This window comes from Methylobacterium sp. EM32 (assembly GCF_040593685.1).
Taxonomy (GTDB): Bacteria; Pseudomonadota; Alphaproteobacteria; order Rhizobiales; family Beijerinckiaceae; genus Methylobacterium.
Genome location: NZ_JBEXZS010000264.1, coordinates 20,507 through 37,029, shown reverse-complemented (window position 1 = coordinate 37,029; position 16,523 = coordinate 20,507). Strand labels below are relative to the sequence as shown.

Annotated in this window: 16 protein-coding genes; 8 read left to right on the top strand and 8 right to left on the bottom strand. The window is 73.5% G+C overall.

Translation table 11 applies throughout. The features are described 5' to 3' along the window. Window positions 1-38 precede the first annotated feature (38 nt). The 3 genes from ABZT49_RS32580 to ABZT49_RS32570 form a co-directional block, all read right to left on the bottom strand. Window positions 39-1,523, bottom strand: a complete 1,485-nt coding sequence (locus tag ABZT49_RS32580) for a heme biosynthesis HemY N-terminal domain-containing protein (RefSeq protein WP_355292554.1) — start codon at window positions 1,521-1,523, stop codon at window positions 39-41. A 147-nt stretch (window positions 1,524-1,670) separates the two neighbouring features. After that, complete coding sequence (locus ABZT49_RS32575) at window positions 1,671-4,076, bottom strand: hypothetical protein (RefSeq protein WP_355292552.1); 2,406 nt, start codon at window positions 4,074-4,076, stop codon at window positions 1,671-1,673. Window positions 4,077-4,197: 121 nt separating this feature from the next. Next, entirely contained in the window at window positions 4,198-4,998 is an 801-nt protein-coding gene (locus tag ABZT49_RS32570) for a uroporphyrinogen-III synthase (protein WP_407943618.1), read from the bottom strand. A 117-nt stretch (window positions 4,999-5,115) separates the two neighbouring features. Between ABZT49_RS32570 and tsaD the strand changes: the two genes are divergently transcribed. The 3 genes from tsaD to ABZT49_RS32555 are packed head-to-tail and all read left to right on the top strand — an operon-like array spanning window position 5,116 to window position 8,062. Then, window positions 5,116-6,192 carry a tRNA (adenosine(37)-N6)-threonylcarbamoyltransferase complex transferase subunit TsaD gene (gene tsaD, locus ABZT49_RS32565; RefSeq protein WP_355292548.1) on the top strand — a complete coding sequence of 359 codons (1,077 nt, stop codon included), beginning with the start codon at window positions 5,116-5,118 and terminating at the stop codon, window positions 6,190-6,192. Further along, the gene (locus ABZT49_RS32560; RefSeq protein ID WP_355292546.1) at window positions 6,189-7,073 is read left to right on the top strand and encodes a GNAT family N-acetyltransferase; all 885 of its coding nucleotides are present in this window, start codon (window positions 6,189-6,191) and stop codon (window positions 7,071-7,073) included. The genes tsaD and ABZT49_RS32560 overlap by 4 nt, the downstream gene beginning before the upstream one ends. After that, a complete protein-coding gene (locus ABZT49_RS32555; protein ID WP_355292545.1) occupies window positions 7,070-8,062 on the top strand; it encodes an NAD(P)H-dependent glycerol-3-phosphate dehydrogenase in 993 nt (330 codons plus the stop codon). The genes ABZT49_RS32560 and ABZT49_RS32555 overlap by 4 nt, the downstream gene beginning before the upstream one ends. Window positions 8,063-8,089: 27 nt before the next feature. Here ABZT49_RS32555 and ABZT49_RS32550 read toward each other — a convergent pair whose 3' ends face one another. Next, window positions 8,090-9,766 carry a formate--tetrahydrofolate ligase gene (locus ABZT49_RS32550; protein ID WP_355292543.1) on the bottom strand — a complete coding sequence of 559 codons (1,677 nt, stop codon included), beginning with the start codon at window positions 9,764-9,766 and terminating at the stop codon, window positions 8,090-8,092. 262 nt (window positions 9,767-10,028) lie between these two features. Between ABZT49_RS32550 and ABZT49_RS32545 the strand changes: the two genes are divergently transcribed. From ABZT49_RS32545 to ABZT49_RS32535, 3 genes are all read left to right on the top strand, one after another. Further along, a complete protein-coding gene (locus ABZT49_RS32545) occupies window positions 10,029-10,358 on the top strand; it encodes a hypothetical protein (RefSeq protein WP_355292541.1) in 330 nt (109 codons plus the stop codon). A 267-nt stretch (window positions 10,359-10,625) separates the two neighbouring features. Then, entirely contained in the window at window positions 10,626-10,856 is a 231-nt protein-coding gene (locus tag ABZT49_RS32540; protein WP_355292539.1) for a DUF6894 family protein, read from the top strand. A gap of 194 nt (window positions 10,857-11,050) precedes the next feature. Next, window positions 11,051-11,653 (top strand): hypothetical protein, encoded by a 603-nt coding sequence (locus tag ABZT49_RS32535; protein ID WP_355292537.1) that lies wholly within the window; start codon window positions 11,051-11,053, stop codon window positions 11,651-11,653. Window positions 11,654-11,663: 10 nt separating this feature from the next. On the opposite strand, the gene ABZT49_RS32530 is transcribed toward ABZT49_RS32535, so the two are convergent. The 4 genes from ABZT49_RS32530 to dgcN form a co-directional block, all read right to left on the bottom strand. Then, on the bottom strand, window positions 11,664-11,945 hold the full coding sequence (locus ABZT49_RS32530) for a hypothetical protein (RefSeq protein ID WP_355292535.1): 282 nt from the start codon (window positions 11,943-11,945) through the stop codon (window positions 11,664-11,666). A 10-nt stretch (window positions 11,946-11,955) separates the two neighbouring features. Next, the gene (locus ABZT49_RS32525; RefSeq protein ID WP_355292533.1) at window positions 11,956-12,273 is read right to left on the bottom strand and encodes an EthD family reductase; all 318 of its coding nucleotides are present in this window, start codon (window positions 12,271-12,273) and stop codon (window positions 11,956-11,958) included. Between the two features lie 105 nt (window positions 12,274-12,378). Beyond that, window positions 12,379-13,359, bottom strand: coding sequence for an N-acetyl-D-Glu racemase DgcA (dgcA, locus tag ABZT49_RS32520; RefSeq protein WP_355292531.1), 981 nt, complete (start codon window positions 13,357-13,359; stop codon window positions 12,379-12,381). Then, on the bottom strand, window positions 13,356-14,366 hold the full coding sequence (gene dgcN, locus ABZT49_RS32515) for an N-acetyltransferase DgcN (RefSeq protein WP_355292529.1): 1,011 nt from the start codon (window positions 14,364-14,366) through the stop codon (window positions 13,356-13,358). The genes dgcA and dgcN overlap by 4 nt, the downstream gene beginning before the upstream one ends. A gap of 313 nt (window positions 14,367-14,679) precedes the next feature. On the opposite strand from dgcN, the gene ABZT49_RS32510 reads away from it, so the two are divergent. Together ABZT49_RS32510 and ABZT49_RS32505 are read left to right on the top strand one after the other, a co-directional pair. After that, the gene (locus tag ABZT49_RS32510; protein WP_093567523.1) at window positions 14,680-15,591 is read left to right on the top strand and encodes an amino acid ABC transporter substrate-binding protein; all 912 of its coding nucleotides are present in this window, start codon (window positions 14,680-14,682) and stop codon (window positions 15,589-15,591) included. A 185-nt stretch (window positions 15,592-15,776) separates the two neighbouring features. Next, window positions 15,777-16,496: an amino acid ABC transporter permease gene (locus ABZT49_RS32505; protein ID WP_093567524.1), complete on the top strand. Its 720-nt coding sequence runs from the start codon at window positions 15,777-15,779 to the stop codon at window positions 16,494-16,496. Window positions 16,497-16,523 lie beyond the last annotated feature (27 nt).

Genomic DNA, 16,523 nt, shown 5'->3' with positions numbered 1-16,523 from the left:
CCGAGTGTCGAGCCTACCGACCGTCAGGCCGGGCGGCGTCAGCGCCCCGGCCCGACCACCTCCGGCACCTTCACCGGCACCGGCACCACCGGCGAGGTCACCGTGCCGGGCGGGATTGTGCCGATCGTGGCGGTGCCATTGTCGGCCTTCGGCATTGCTCCACCGTTGAGCGAGCCCGGATTGTGCGAGGTCGCGGCGGGCTCGGGCTCGTGGGCGGGGCCGGAATGGGCGCGGCCCAGCAGGTCCGGCGGGGTCTGCCAGACGAAGGCGTCGAGGCGCCCGCTGACCGGGGAGATCGGCGCCCAGCGGTCGGTGACGAGGCCGTCGGCGCACCAGGCCGGGTCGCGCGGGGCACGGCTCGCCCGAGCCTGCCACTCGCGGGCCTTGCCGGACTGGGCGCCGTGCTCGGCCTCCTCGATCTCGGCCATCAGCGCGTAGGCACGGGCGGTCGGCTGGTCGGCGAGCAGCGGCGCCAGCACGTCGCGGGCGCGGCTGAACTCCCGGGAGTCGATCGCCGCGCGGGCGATGGCGAAGCGCGCTTCCGGGTGCCAGGACGAGATCCGGGCTAGGGTCTCGGCGCGGGCGAGCCGGTCGCGGCTCGAATCACCGGTGCGCAGGTCGAGATAGACCCGGGCGAGGTCCGGGTGCGGGTTGGCACGCCAGGCCGCCTCGACCACCTTGGCGCCGCGCTTGAGGTCGCCGCGGCGGGCGAAGAGGCGGCCGGCCACGGCGGCAGCCGGCACGAGATCGGGGGCGAGCTTCACCGCCTCCCGGGCCTGCGCCAGGGCGCGCTCGGGATCGCCCGCCTCGAGGTCGAGGGCGCTGGCGGTGAGCAGCACCGCGCGCTGGCGCCGCATCGCCGCCTTGTCGGAGAGGCCGAGCGCCGCGCGGCGCGAGACGGTGTCGAGGGCGCCCGACCAGTCGCGGTCGGCGCACTGGCTCTCCATCACCGCCTCGTTGGCCCAGGTCACGCTCGGGGCGAGGCGGGCGGCCTCGATCGCGTAGGCGCGGGCCGTGGTCTCGTCGTCCTGGCGCCGGGCCTCGACGAACAGGCCGCGCAGGCCGAGCACCCGGGTCTCGGGATCGTCGACCATGCGCTGGAAGGCGCGCTCGGCCCCGGCGCGGTCGCCGGAGATCTGGGCGGCCTGCGCGGTCAGCAGCAGGGCGAGCGGCTCGGGGCCGAGCAGTCGCTCGGCCTCGCCGGCGTGGCGGCGCGCCGCGATCGGATCGCCCGAGCCCACCGCCACCATGCCGCGCGAGAGCGCGTTGTAGCCCCGGGCCTGGCGTCGGCGCCGGCTCGACAGGGTCAGCCGCTCGGGCAGGTTCAGGATGCCGCGGGCGAAGGCCCAGACGAAGCCGAGCACCACCGCCAGCACCATCACGCCGACGAGCGCGGCCGCGAGGCTGGTCGCCAGCTCGTAGCCGCCCCAGGTCACGGTGACCACGCCGGGCCGGTCGGCGAGCCAGACCGCCCCGTAGGCGGCGAGGGCGAGGAGAGCCAGGAAGGCGAGTGCGCGCCACATCGGTCGATCAACTCCAGAAAGCCGCGCTGCCGCACCGGGCGCGCGAGGGGGCGTCGAGCGAGCCCCGGGATGTCACCGCGGCCGCCGTGGCGGCCGCACCGGAAACGGGCGCCGCTTCCCTCCCGGAGGATGGAAGCGGGCGGAGCGTCAGCGGGTCGCCGGGCCCTGGAGGGCCGCGAAGGAGGCGGCGAGCCGCGCCCGGGCGGCCTCGCCGGCCGCCGCGCGGGCCTTCAGGCGCCGGCCGAAATCGCCGGCCTCCTGGCGGGCCTGCTCCGGCAGGGCGTCGAAGGCTTGCGCCGCCTCCGCCACCGCGCCGCGGGACAGGGCGTCCTGGACCTTGGCGACGCCCGCCTCGGTCGGGTCGGCGGCATTGCTCGGCGCCGGGGCCGCCCCCTCGCTCCCGACCTTGCGCACCGAGACGATCGACTCGGCCATGCTGGTCAGCTTGTCGGTGATGCTACCGCGCTCGGCCACCGCCCGCTGCCGGGCGGCGAGAGCCGCCGCGTTCAGCTTCGCGGCGACGGGCTGGAAGCTCTGGGCGAGCGACGCCGCGGTCGGCGCGCCGCTCTGGGCGAAGGGCTCCAGAGGCGCCAGAGCCCCGGCCTGGCCGGGATCGAGCTGCTTCAAAGTCGCCAGCGCGTCGGCGTAGGGCGCGCCGGTGGCGAGCGCGCTGGCGATCCGGTCGGACGCCACCACCCGGAGCGCCGCCTGGACGCTGCTCGCCTCGGCCCGTCCCTCCACCGCCTTGGCAAGGTCGGCGAGGCGCTGGTCGACGGTCTTGCCGCGGGCGTCGACGGATTGCTGAAGCGCGTCGAAGCGCTGGTCGGCGGCCTTGGCCCGGCCGTCGAGGGTCTGGCGCAGCTCGTCGAGGCGCTGGCCGAGCGCCTTGTCGGCCTGCTCGTCGGCCGCCGCACGGGTGCCGAGATCGGCCTGGAGCGCCTTCAGCCCCTTGTCGAGCCCGTCGATGCGCTGGCGCAGGCCCGCATCACCCCCGGTGCGGCCCTGGAGGTCGGCGAGCTGCTTCTCGATGCCCTGGAGGCGGGCCGGGTCGATGCCGGAGGCCGCGGGCGGGGTCGCGGGCTGGCTCGGGGCCTGGGCCGCGGGCGCCGCCTGTCCGGATGCCGCGGCGGGCGCGGCCTCGGCCTTGCGCAGGGCCTCGTCGGCGCGCTGGCCCGCGGTCTTGGCCGCGGCGTCGGCGGCGCGCACCGCGTCCGGCAGCGGGCGCAGGGTCGCCTCGAGCGAGCCGATGCGGCGGTCGAGGGCCTGGACGCTGTCGCGCGGCGCGAGGTCGGCCAGGCGCTGCTCCAGCGGCACGGTGCCGGCCGCGTCGGTCTCGGGCGCGGCCGGCTTCGGCAGGTTCAGGCCGTAGAGCGGGCCGTAGGTCGTCACGCCGTAGAGGAGGCCCGCCCCGACCACCCCGCCGAGGAGCGAGGCGGCGAGCAGTGAGCCGAACCCGGCGCCGGACTTGGTGCCCGAATTGGCCTGCGGTGCCGTGGCGGCGGCCGGGATGGCGCTCGTGGTCCGGGCGGCCTCGGGCTTCGGTGCGTCCTTCGGCGGCGTCGTGCCGGTCCCGCTCGTCTGCGGGCCCGTCTTGGGCACCGCCGAGAGCGTCGCGCCGGCCGGGCTGGCCGGGTTCGGGCGCGAGCCCGCCGAGGCGGCCCCCGCCGTCGCGCCGGTGCCGGCGGCGGGCGACTTCGTGTCCAGAGGTTTCGAGTCGACGGGTTTCGAATCGAGCGGCTTGGCGTCCAGGGGCTTGCCCGATTCCGGCGGCTTGCCGCCGGGAATGCCGGTCGCCGGCGCGCCGGGCTTCGCATCGGCCGGCTTCACATCACCCGGCTTGGCGTCGCCGACCTTGAGCGGGCCGCTGCCGGGGCCGGTGACGACGGTGCCGGTCGCAGGCTTCGGGGCGCCGCCCGTAGCGGACGGCGTCGTGGACGCGGCCGAAGCGGGACCCGTCGCGGAGGGCGGAGTGCCGGGCTTGCCGTCCCCCGGCTTGGTCTCGCCCGGCTTGGTCTCGCCCGGCTTCGCATCGGTCGGCTTGATGTCCGCGGGCTTGGCCTCGCCCGGCTTCGGGGGCGTGGTCGCCGTCGCACCGACAGTGGGCGTTGCGGACCCCGCGGGCGCAAAGCCAGCCGGCTTCGGCGCCGAGGCGCCGAGAGGCGAGGCCGGGCCGGACGCCGCGCCAGTCGGGCCGAGCTTCGGGGCGTCGGCCGGCTTCACCTCGGCCGCTTTCGGCGATTCGCCGGGCTTCACGGCCGCAGTCACGGGAGCGGTCGTGCCGGGCTTCGGCGTCTCTGTCTTGGCGGCATCCGTCTTGGCGGCATCCGTCTTGAACGCATCCTTGGCCGCCTCGGCCGGCTTCGCGGGCCCGGTGCTGCCCGGCCCAGTCTTGCCGGGTTCGGTCTTGCCGGGTTCGGTCTTGCCCGGCTCGCTCTTGGGCGCGTCGGGCACGCGGGTGGCCTTCAGGTCGATGATCGGCCCATCCGCCGGGTTGCCGCCGCGCCCGCCCGGACGGTTGCGCGAATCCTTCTGGTCCTTGTCGGAGGGGGTCACGGCCGAAGATCCTCACCTGTGGGTCCGGGCCGGGGCGCGCCGGACGGCGGCCTGATCGGCGCGGCGTGAGCGCGGCCGCGGGGCAGGATCCCGCCCGGGCCGCGCATGGGTTGATCGTCCCTTAGCATCGCTCCCGGCCCGGGCGAAGGGCCGGCGACGCCTCTGCGTCACTGTCCTGTCGAATGGGGTGCAGGCCGGCCAGCAGGGTTTCCTCGTCCGGCCGCGTCGCGACGACATGGGACAGGATCCCGGCCGCGACCAGGGGCGCGGCCACGTCCGCCGACAGGCAATGATGCGCCACGCGCGAAAACGCCGCCTCGCGCCCCGCCGCCCGGGCGAGGCCGAGCGCCGTCGCGGCGCTGCGCCGGGAATAGTGCAGGGCCGCGTCGAGGCCGTCATGGTCGAGCGCCTCTGCCACCGGCTCCGGCAGGGCTGGCAGGGGCCGGGCGGCGTAGGCGACCCAGACCGTGAGCCGGTAGCCGCGGGCGGCCAGCGTATCGCCCGGCTCGTCCTTGCGCTCGCGCCCGGCGGCGTGGAGGAGCCGCGCGCCCCGCGGCAGCGACCGGCCGATCAGGTCGGCGAGGGCGAGGGCGTCGCCCCCGGCCTCAAGGACGGGCGCGAGCCCCGCCGCCCGGGCGGCCTCGGCCGTGCGGGCGCCGACGCACCAGGCCGGCAGCACCGCGAGAGGAGACCCCTCCAGGGCCGGCACCGCGCTCGCGCTCGTTAGGACCAGGGCGTCGAACGGGCCTTCCGGGGCCGGCGCTCCGCTGGGCGCGAGATCGAGGACGGGGGCGAGGAGCGGCCGGTGGCCGAGGGCCGCGACGCGCGCGGCCGTGCGCGCCCCGGCCGGCAGCGGCCGCGCGACCCAGACCCTGAGGGCGGTCCCGCACGCCGTCGCCGGCGTCACGCACCCTCCCCTCATGCGCCCTCCCTCATGCATCCGACCCCTTTGCCGACCCGGCACCGGCGGGTTATCTGAAGGGCACCATACCGGCCGCCGCGCGGCGTGCCAGCCCCCTCGCGAGACCAAGCCCACACCATGAACGTCCTCGGGATCGAGACCACCTGCGACGAGACCGCGGCCGCGATCGTGACGGTGGAGGAGGATGGGCGCGGCGCGATCCGCTCCAACGAGGTGCTGAGCCAGATCGCCGAGCACGCCGCCTATGGCGGCGTGGTGCCGGAGATCGCCGCCCGCGCCCATGTCGAGGTGCTGGACCGGCTCGTCGCCCGGGCGCTGGACAATGCCAGCATGCGGCTCTCCGACCTCGACGGCATCGCGGTCGCGGCGGGGCCTGGGCTGATCGGCGGCGTGCTGGTCGGGCTCGTCACCGGCAAGACCCTGGCGCTGGTCGCGCGAAAGCCCCTGATCGCCGTCAACCACCTCGAGGCCCACGCCCTCACCGCCCGGCTCACCGACGGCCTCGCCTTCCCCTACCTGCTGCTGCTCGCCTCCGGCGGCCACACCCAGCTCGTGGCGGTCAAGGGCGTCGGCGAGTACGTGCGCCTCGGCGGCACCATCGACGACGCCATCGGCGAGGCCTTCGACAAGGTGGCGAAGCTCTTAGGCCTTGCCTATCCGGGCGGGCCGGAGGTCGAGCGCGCCGCCGAGAGCGGCAACCCGGAGCGCTTCGCCCTGCCGCGGCCGATGCTCGGCCGGCGCGAGCCGAACTTTTCGCTGTCGGGCCTCAAGACCGCGCTCCGGATCGAGGCCGAGCGCATCGCGCCCCTCACCAACCAGGACGTCGCCGACCTCTGCGCCAGCTTCCAGGCGGCGGTGGTCGACGTGGTGGTCGACCGGGTGCGGGTGGCCCTGCGCGATTTCGGACCCGTCGCCGGCCATCCGACCGCGCTGGTGGCGGCCGGCGGCGTCGCGGCGAACGGCGCCCTGCGCCGGGCGCTGGCCCACCAGGCCGGCGAGGCCGGGCTGCCCCTCGTCGCCCCGCCCCTGCCGCTCTGCGGCGACAACGGCGCGATGATCGCCTGGGCCGGCATCGAGCGCCTGCGCCTCGGCCTCACCGACGACATCACCGCGCCGGCCCGGCCGCGCTGGCCCTTCGCCCAGGCGAAAGATCTCGCGAAGGATGCTGTCCCGGCCGAGACCGCCGCCGGATGACCCCCGCGGAGGCCGAGGCGCAGCAGCGCCGCTGGCGAGACCTGGTCGACGAGCGCCTGCCCGCAGCGGCGGCCGCGCACCCGGACTGGCCGGTCTCGCGCAACCACTGCTTCGCCCGCATCCTGCTCGACAATGCCTGCGGCGGGCCCTGGCGCGAGAGCGTCGCCCCGCCCGCCTGGGCCAACATGCCGCCCGAGCGTCTGGCGGTCGCCCTCGGCCTCGGCGAGGCGGTGCTGGCCGGACGGCAGGACCTCGCGGTGCTCAACCACCGCTCGCTCCTGTGGCGGCGCAAGGTCCGGCGGCCGCCGCCGCCCGCCCGCCTGCCCGGCGACGATTTCACCTTGCGGCGCTGGCAGCTCGCCGACGACGAGCCCTTCGCGGCGCTCTGCGCCGACCCGGAGGTGATGCGGTTCTTTCCCGCGCCCAAGACCGCCCGCGAGAGCCAGGCCGAGGCCCGGGCGCTGGCCCGGCGCTTCGACGAGGACGGCTTCGGCCCCTGGGTGGTCGAGGCGCCGGAGGGCTTCGTCGGCTTCGTCGGCTGCTGGCGCCCGGCCCGGCCGCTCCCCCTTGGGCCCCTGATCGGTCAGGAGACGGGTCTCGTGGAGATCGGCTGGCGCCTGGCCTGGCCCGCCTGGGGCCGGGGCTTCGCCGTGCGCGGCGCCCGCCTGGCGCTCGCCGACGTCTTCTCCCGCTGCGCGCTTCCCGAGGTCGTCGCCTACACCGCCGACGTGAATGCGCCCTCGCGCCGGGTGATGGAGCGCCTCGGCATGAGCGAGGTCGGCGGGTTCGCCCATCCCGGGCTGCCGGAGGGGCACGAGCTCCGGCCGCACCGGCTGTACCGGTTGGCGGCGGCGGATTTCATGACAGGACAGCCAGAATGACCGTCATCGGCCCGGTCGCGGTCCTGGGCGGCGGCGCCTGGGGCACCGCCCTCGCCAACGCCGCCGCGGCGGCGGAGCGGCCGGTGATCTGGTGGATGCGCGACGCCGAGGCCGCCGCCGCCATGGTCCGCTCGCGCGAGAATGCCCGCCACCTCCCCGGCGTGCCCCTGCATCCGGGCGTGCGCCCGACCGCGTCCGCGGCGGACCTCGCCGCCGCCGAGGCGGTGCTGGTGGTGACGCCGGCCCAGACCCTGCGCGGCGTGCTGGGGATTCTGCATCCGCACCTGAAGCCGGACGCCGCCCTGGTCCTGTGCGCCAAGGGCATCGAGCGCGGCACCAACGCCTTCCTGACCGACGTCGCCGCCGAGGCCGCGCCGGGGGCCCCGATCGCGGTCCTGTCGGGCCCGAGCTTCGCGGCGGACGTCGCCCGGGGTCTGCCGACCGCCGTGACGCTGGCGAGCCGCGATCCCGACCTGGCGGCGCGGCCCGCCGCCGCCCTGTCGGGCCCGTCCTTCCGGGTCTATCACGGCAGCGATCCGCGCGGGGTCGAGATCGGCGGGGCGGCCAAGAACGTGCTCGCCATCGCCTGCGGGGCGGCGATCGGCCGGGGCCTCGGCGAGAGCGCGCGGGCGGCGCTGGTCGCCCGCAGCTTCGCCGAACTGATGCGCTTTGCCCGCGCCTGGGACGCCCGGCCCGAGACCCTGATGGGTCTCTCCGGCCTCGGCGACCTCGTGCTCAGCGCCGCCTCCGCGCAGTCGCGCAACTTCGCCTTCGGCGAGCGGCTGGGACGGGGGGCGAGCCTGGAGGACGCCGCCGGCGGCAAGCTCGCCGAAGGGGCGCTGACCGCGCAGGGACTCGTGGCGCTCGCCCGGGAGCGAGGGGTCGAGATGCCGGTGGCCGAGGCGGTGGCCGGATTGCTCTCCGGGAATCTCAGCCTCGACGCGGCGATCGCGGACCTGCTCAGCCGGCCGCTGCGGGCCGAGATCTGAGCAGGCCGAAAACGGCCGGCGTGGGTCCTAGAACAGCCCCTCGATGCGTCCCTCGGCGTCGAGGTGGATGCCCTCCGCCGCCGGCACCTTGGGAAGGCCCGGCATGGTCATGATCTCCCCGCAGATCGCCACCACGAAGCCGGCCCCGGCCGAGAGGCGCACGTCGCGGACCGCCACCACGTGGCCGGTCGGCGCGCCCATCAGGGTCGGGTCGGTGGAGAACGAGTACTGGGTCTTGGCCATGCAGACCGGCAGGCCGCCGTGGCCGGCCTGCTCGAACGCCGCGAGCTTGCCCGCCGCCTTCGATTCCACCTGGATGTCGGCGGCGCCGTAGAGCGTCTGCGCCACCGTGCGGATCTTGTCCTCTAGCGGCATCGCGTCCGGGTAGACGAAGCGCGGCGCGGAAGCCGGGCCGGCATCGGCGAGGTTCGCGACGGCGTGGGCCAGGCCCTCGGCCCCGGCGCCGCCCTCGGCCCAGTGCCGGCAGGTGATCGCCTCGACGTCGAGGCGGTCGCGGCACAGCGCCTTAAGGGCCGCGTGCTCGGCCTCCGTGTCGGCGTGGAAGTGGTTGACCGCCACCACCACCGGCGCGCCGAAGCGGCGCACGTTCTCGACGTGGCGGGCGAGGTTGGCGAAGCCCCGCTCCAGGGCCGGCACGTTCTCGGCCCCGAGCTCGGACTTGGCGACGCCGCCATGCATCTTGAGGGCGCGCACGGTGGCGACGATCACCACCGCGGAGGGGCTCAATCCCGCCTGCCGGCACTTGATGTCGAAGAACTTCTCCGCCCCGAGATCGGCGCCGAAGCCGGCCTCCGTCACCACGTAGTCGCCGAGCCTGAGGCCCGCCCGGGTCGCGATCACCGAATTGCAGCCGTGCGCGATGTTGGCGAAGGGCCCGCCATGGATCAGCGCCGGGCTGCCCTCGAGGGTCTGGACGAGGTTCGGCTGCAGCGCGTCCTTCAGCAGCACCGTCATCGCGCCGGTGGCCTTGAGGTCGGCGAGCGTCACGGGCTTGCGGTCGCGGGTCTCCGCCACGACGATCCGGCCGAGGCGGGCTTCGAGGTCGGGAAGGTCGCGGGCGAGGCAGAACACCGCCATCACCTCGGAGGCCACGGTGATGTCGAACCCGTCCTCGCGCGGGTAGCCGTTGGCGACGCCGCCGAGGCTCTGGGTGATGCTGCGCAGGGCCCGGTCGTTCATGTCGAGGACGCGCCGGAACGCCACCCGGCGCAGGTCGATGCCGAGCGGGTTGCCCCAGTAGACGTGGTTGTCGATCAGCGCCGCCGCGAGGCTGTGGGCCGAGGTGATGGCGTGGAAATCGCCGGTGAAGTGGAGGTTGATCGCCTCCATCGGCACCACCTGCGCCTTGCCGCCGCCGGCCGCCCCGCCCTTCTGGCCGAAGCAGGGCCCGAGCGAGGGCTCGCGCAGGCAGATCACGGTCTTGCGGCCGATGCGGTTGAGGGCGTCGCCGAGGCCCACCGTGGTGGTGGTCTTGCCCTCGCCGGCCGGGGTCGGGCTGATCGCCGTCACCAGGATCAGCTTGCCTTCTGCTCTCGCTTCGAGACCTCGGATATGGGCATGGTCAATCTTGGCGATGTGCCGGCCGTAGGGGTGCAGCGCCTCGTCGGGGATGCCGAGGCGCTCCGCAATCGCGGTGATCGGCTGCAGGGTGGCTGCGCGGGCGATCTCGATATCGGTCGGCATTGGGTCCCGATCGTTGTTCTGGAGCCGGTGGGGGGCGGCTTGGCGTGGCCAGGATTCTAGGCAGAGGCCGCCCTTGTCGAAAAGATCAAATCGCTTGAGCAGGATGCTCAGAAAAATTGAAGCCCCCCGCGCGGGTTGCGAACAGGATCGGGGTGAGGCCGGGGGCCGTTAGGCATGTCGGCAGATCGGCCGCGCCAGTCGGCAAACGCTTCACGATTGCCGCCCAGAGTGACGCCGTCGTCGGGGTGAGCGGGGGAACGGGATGGCCTTCTGGCTGCGGGCCGGGCTGGTGATCGGCGCGATCTACTACCTGTCGCCGCTGCGCCTCGGCGAGGCGCCCGCGCCAGCCCGGACGGCTCCAGCACCCAAGGACGCTGCGCTCGGGGAAATCGCCGGGCCGGTCCTCGCCGCGATGCCCGGCGAGATGCGCGCCCGGATGGTCGAGGTCACCGCGGCGGAGGCCGGGCGCGCCCTCGGGACGGGCCTGCGCTCCGCCCTCCTGGAGGCAGGCCGGTCGCCCTCGCGCGACACCCTGACGGCCCACGACCGGCAGCCTGCCTGGCGCGGTGCCGTCGAGCGGGAGGCCCATTGACGCCTCCCCCGCGTAGTTCCAAGCCGAATCGGCAACCATCGGGGGACGAGGATCCGGCGACATAGTCCTTTAACTAGGCAAGTTACTAGACCGAAAGGCCTATGCCTTGTCGTAAGTCGCAAGCGGAACTTTGGCCGGCTCCCTCCGTTTCTGAATTGTGAGCCTAACAAGTGGTCATCGCAATTGCTGTGCGGCCCCAGGCCGTCGACCGGCAGGGCGGTGTTTTTTCTTGTCCGTGCCCTGGCAAAACTTCGAGTCCGATCAGCCGTGCCGCGCTACTTCTTCGATATCATGGATTCGACGCAGAGCGTGCCCGACGAGGCCGGGCTCGATTGCCGCGACCTCGGAGAGGCGCACAGCCAGGCGCGGATCCTGATCGCCGACGCGATGAACGGTCCTGAGGCGACGCGGATCGACTGGCGCGCTTGGCGTGTCGAGGTGCGCGACGAGGCGCGAGACCTGATCTTCACCGTGCCCTTTCCGCCCCGCAGCGACTGAGCCCTCGCGGACCTCTCCGGGCTGTCCATCCCCAGGACGGACTATCCCCAATCCGGATCGCCTTCCCGGAGCACAGGGGCTAACATCTGGCGCCCCCATCCCTATACTCAATGGGAGTTCTGTGGATCCGGCTACCCCTGGTGGCGGGATGCGATGGGCCGGAGCGTCTCCGGTCACGCCGGGAAGGCCGTTCGATGTTCGAGACCGAGGAGGAGGTTCCGGCCGGCCGCGTGGTCGAGACCCTGGAGATCCTTCTGCGTGCCCCGCCCTTCCAGCGCTCGCCGAAGCTCGCGCGCTTCCTGCGCTTCGTCGTGGAGGAGGAACTGGCCGGGCGCGGCGCGACCATCAAGGCCTACACCATCGCCACCCAGGCCCTCGGCCGGAACCCCGACTTCGACCCGAGCCTCGATCCCAGCGTGCGCGTCGAGGCCGGGCGCCTGCGGCGGGCGCTGGACGATGCCTATGCCCAGCACCCGGCGGGGCTGGAGGTGCGCATCACCGTGCCGGTCGGCGGCTACCGGCCCCGGTTCGGCCTCACGGATGCGACGGTATCCGCCCCGGAGGATCCGGTCGAGGCGGAGCCCGGGGACCCACCCCCGCCGGTGGTGCAGGACCGGGCCGCCACGGAGGCGTCCCGCCCCGCGGTGGCCGGATTCAGCCCCCGCGCCCAGGCGACGGTCATCGCGCTGCTCGCCGGCATCCTGCTGGTGCTCTGCATCGATCTCGGGCTGACCGTGAGCGCCCGCCTCGCCTCCGAGCCCGCGGCCCCGCGCGACGTCGCCGCGCGGGGCCGATGAGGCGGGGCCCTCAGGTCCAGCGCGTCGCGAAGCGGGCGAGGTCCGCGGCACTGCCGAAGGCGACGACCCCCAGGGTGCGGGTCTCCTCCGGCCAGCCCGGAAACGGCGCGTAGGTCACATCACGCCGGCTGAACGCGGTGCTCGGCGCCTCCGTTGCCGCCCAGTCCCGCACCTCCGGCGCGAGCGCGTCGGGGTCGTCCGGCGCGACCAGCCCGGACCGCTCGCGCAGGGCCAGGACGTAGGGGCCGAGATCCGGGTGCTGCTCGCGCAGGACCTTGACGATGTCGATCATGACCGACGCGTCAGAAGCTCTGCGGCTCGTTGATCTGCACCACCGGCTGGCCCTTGAAGAAGTTCGGGATGTCCCCAAAAATCTCCTTGCCGTGGGCCGCGCCCGCCTGCTTGAAATCGTCGAGGGAGCGGAAGGTGAGGAGCGCGATCACCTGGAACGGCGCCGGGCTGCCGTCGGGCGTGCCGCTGGCCTTGATTACCTCGGCCTTCTCCAGGCCCATCGAGGACCAGCGCTCGCGCACCAGCGGCATGTGGTGCTTGAGGTAATAGTCGAGGTCGAAGGGCTGGGCGTCGCCGCCGCCCGGATACATCACGCTGACCAGGATCATGGGTTCTCGTCTCTCCCGGAGGCGGGACCCGTTCCCGGTCCCTGGCGATCAGTGAGCACCCTTTGCCGGCCCGGCGCAAGCGCGCCGGACCTGTCCATAGGTCGCTCATCCCCAGAGGGCCGGCTCCGGTGGGTGGATCAGGCTGCCCTCGAACAGCAGCCCGGGCTCGCGGTCGCGGGCCAGCAGCAGCGGGCCGTCGAGGTCGACGAAATCGGCGAAGCCGGAGAGCAGCATCGCCGGCGCCATGGCGAGCGAGGTGCCGAGCATGCAGCCGACCATGATCGACAGCCCCCGCGCCTTCGCGGCTTCCGCGAGCCGCAACGCCTCGGTGAGGCCGCCGGCCTTGTCGAGCTTGATGTTGATCGCGTCGTAGCGGCCTTTGAGCGCGTCGAGGTCGACGTCGCCGTGCAGGCTCTCGTCGGCGCAGATCGGGATCGGCCGGGCGATCCGGGCGAGCAGCCCGTCGTCGCCCGCCGGCAAGGGCTGCTCGATCAGCTCGACGCCGGCCGCCGTGCAGGCCGCGAGGTTGGCCTCGATCGTCTCGGGCGACCACGCCTCGTTGGCGTCGACCACGAGGCGCGCATTCGGCGCCCCCCGTCGCACCGCCGCGATCCGCTCCGGGTCGCCGGCGCCGCCGAGCTTCACCTTCAGGAGCGGGCGCGCCGCCGCGACGTGGGCCGCCGCCGCCATCTCCTCGGGGCTGCCGAGGCTCAGCGTGTAGCAGGTCGTGACCGGCACTGGCGCCGAGATCCCGGCAAGCGCGTGGGCGGGCTTTCCGGCGCGCTTCGCCTCGAAATCCCACAGGGCGCAGTCGAGGGCGTTGCGGGCGGCGCCCGCCGGCATCCGCCCGGTGAGCTGCTGCCGGGTGTGGCCGGCGGCCAGCGCCTCGGCCTGCCGGTCGATCAGGTCGCGCACGCCCTCCACGGTCTCGCCGTAGCGGGCATAAGGCACGCACTCACCCCGGCCGGTGACGGTGCCGTCGGTGACCGTGGCGGTCACCACCACGGCCTCCGTCCGGCTGCCGCGCGAGATGGTGAAAGTGCCGGCGATCGGCCAGCGCTCGATGGCAGTCGCGAGCCGGATCACGCCGGGAACTCCGAGACCAGGCGGTCGACCAGCCCCTCGACGCCGAACCGCACCGGATCGGTCGCCGGCAGGCCGTGCTCGGCGGCGAGCTTTTCCAAGAGCGCTCGCGCCTCCCCCTCCTCCAGGGCCTGCGTGTTGACCGCGATGCCGGTCGGCCGGATGTCCGGGTTGGTGAGCCGGCCGAGCTGCACCGTGAGGTCGATCACCTCCCGGATGCTCGGCAGCGGATGCTTGACCCCGCGCATCGTCGTGCGGGTCGGCTCGTGGCAGACCACGAAGGCGTCGGCCTGCGCCCCGTGCAGCAGGCCGAGGCTGACGCCGGCGAAGCTCGGGTGGAACAGCGAGCCCTGGCCCTCGATCAGGTCCCAGTGGTGCGGCGCGGCGGCGGGCGCGATCCACTCGACGGCGCCGGAGATGAAGTCGGCCACCACCGCGTCGATGGCGACGCCGCGGCCGGAGATGAACACGCCGGTCTGGCCGGTGGCGCGGAAATCGGCGTCAAGGCCGCGGTCGCGCATGCCCTTCTCCAGGGCCAGCACGGTGTACTTCTTGCCCACCGAGCAGTCGGTGCCGACGGTGAGGAGCCGCCGGCCCGGACGCCGCGTGCCCTTGCCAGTGTCGAAGCGCTGGTCGGAATGGCGCACATCGTGGAGCTGGCGCCCGTGGCGGGAGGCGGCCGCGGCGATCTCCGGCACCGAGCCGAGGCGGGTGTGCAGGCCGCTCGCCACGTCGAGCCCGGCCTCCAGCACCTGGACGATGGTGGCGATCCAGTGCGGCGGCAGCACGCCGCCCGCATTGACCACGCCGACGATCAGCGTGCGGGCGCCCTTGGCGACGCCGTCCGCGATCGTCAGGTCCGGGATGCCGAGATCGGCGGCGCAACCGGGAAGGCGCAATTGCCCGACGCACCATTCGGGCCGCCAGTCGACGATGCCGTAGGCGGTCTTGGCGGCCAGCCGGTCGGGCACGTCGCCGAGGAACATCAGGTAGGGCGTGGCGATCTGCATCGGTCTCGTCGGTCCGTCGTCGCGGGGGCGTCACGGGTGCCGGGCAAGCGTCGAGCCGCGATGGCCCTCGTCCTCGGCGGCGGCATCGTCGCGCGGGCGGCGCCAGGGTGCAACAGCCCAGGGCGAGGAGCTGCCTGGACGAGGCGGTGCCGGCGAGCGGCTCCGGTTGGCCCGCGCCTTGCCAGGGGCGGAGCGGGCACAACCTCCGGTCTGCGCAATCAGGCTCCGTCCGGCCGCCGCACCATCTCCAGCCCGACCCTTGACGCCAAGATCGCCGTGACGGACTAGGTCTGTGCCCAAAAGGAGAGCACGAATGCGTTTGAGAAGCCTGCTTCCCGTCCTGCTCGCCGGCCTGGCGGCCTCCGCCGGCGCCGCTTCGGCCCAGGACCTCACCGGGACGCTGAAGAAGATCAAGGAGACCGGGCAGATCACGCTGGGCACCCGCGACGCGTCGGTGCCGTTCTCCTACCTCGACAACAACCAGAAGCCGGTCGGCTTCGCGATGGACATCTGCTACAAGATCGTCGACGCGGTGAAGACGGAGCTGAAGCTCGACAAGCTCGAGGTCAAGCTCAACCCGGTGACCTCGGCGACGCGCATCCCGCTGATCGCCAACGGCACCGTGGATCTCGAGTGCGGCTCGACCACCAACAACGCCGACCGGCAGAAGCAGGTCGCCTTCACCAACACCCACTTCCTCACCGCCAACCGCTTCGTCACCAAGAAGTCGAGCGGCCTGACGAAGTTCGAGGACCTGAAGGGCAAGACCGTCGTGTCGACCTCGGGCACCACGAACATCAAGCAGATCAACGAGTACAATGCCGAGAAGAAGCTCGGCATCACGATCCTGCCGGCCAAGGACCACGCCGAGGCGTTCCTGATGGTCGAGACCGGCCGCGCCGCCGCCTTCGTGATGGACGACGTGCTGCTCGCCTCGCTCGCCGCCGGCTCGAAGGAGCCGGGCGCCTACGTGATCTCGACCGACGCCCTGTCGAAGCCCGAGCCCTACGGCATCATGCTCCGCAAGGACGACGCGCCGTTCAAGAAGGTCGCGGACGCCGCCACCGCCGCCTTCTACAAGAGCCCCGAGGCTCAAGTGACCTACGACAAGTGGTTCATGAAGCCGATCCCGCCGCGGGACATCAACCTGAACCTGCCGATGAGCGACGCGCTGAAGAGCGCCTTCGCCAAGCCGAGCGACAGCCCGGACCCGGCCGCCTACTGACCTGACGCCGGGCGCCGCCCCGTGAGCGGGGCGGCGCCTCCCCAAAATCCTCGTCCCTCGGCACTTTTTCCCTGTGCCTCGACCGCGCCCACCCTCGCCCGGGCCGGAAAAGCGTATACCATCGCCGCCAAGACAGCCTCGACCAAGCCGAACAGACGCAGCCGAACGCACCCGGAAGACAGGGCATGAACTACAACTGGAACTGGGGCATCTTCTTCGAGGCGTCGCCCGAGGGGACCGGCACCTACGGCGACATGCTGCTGTCGGGCCTGGTCTGGACCATCGTCACGGCGCTCTGCGCCTGGGTCATCGCCTTCGCGGTCGGCTCGGTGATCGGCGTGCTGCGCACCCTGCCGAGCCGGGCTGCGCAAGCCGTCGGCAACGCCTATGTCGAGCTGTTCCGCAACATCCCGCTCCTCGTGCAGATGTTCCTGTGGTTCTTCGTGCTGCCCGAGGTGCTGCCGGAATCCTGGGGCACCTGGCTGAAGCAACTGCCGAACGCGCCGTTCTACACCGCGGTGGTGTGCCTCGGCTTCTTCACCGCCTCGCGCGTCGCCGAGCAAGTGCGGGCCGGCATCCAGGCCCTGCCGCGGGGCCAGCGCATGGCCGGCACGGCGCTCGGGCTTACCACCGCCCAGACCTACCGCTACGTGCTGCTGCCCAACGCCTACCGCATCATCCTGCCGCCGCTGACCTCCGAGTTCCTCAACAACCTGAAGAACACGTCGGTGGCGCTGACCATCGGGCTCCTGGAACTGACCGCCCGGGCCCGCGCGATGCAGGAATTCTCGTTCCAGGTCTTCGAGGCATTCACCGCCGCGACGATCATCTACATCATCATCAACCTGCTGGTGGTGACCGCCGCCGGGCTGATCGAGCGCCGCGTCGCGGTGCCGGGCCGCTGATCCTCTGAATCTTCGGGCAAGGTCCTG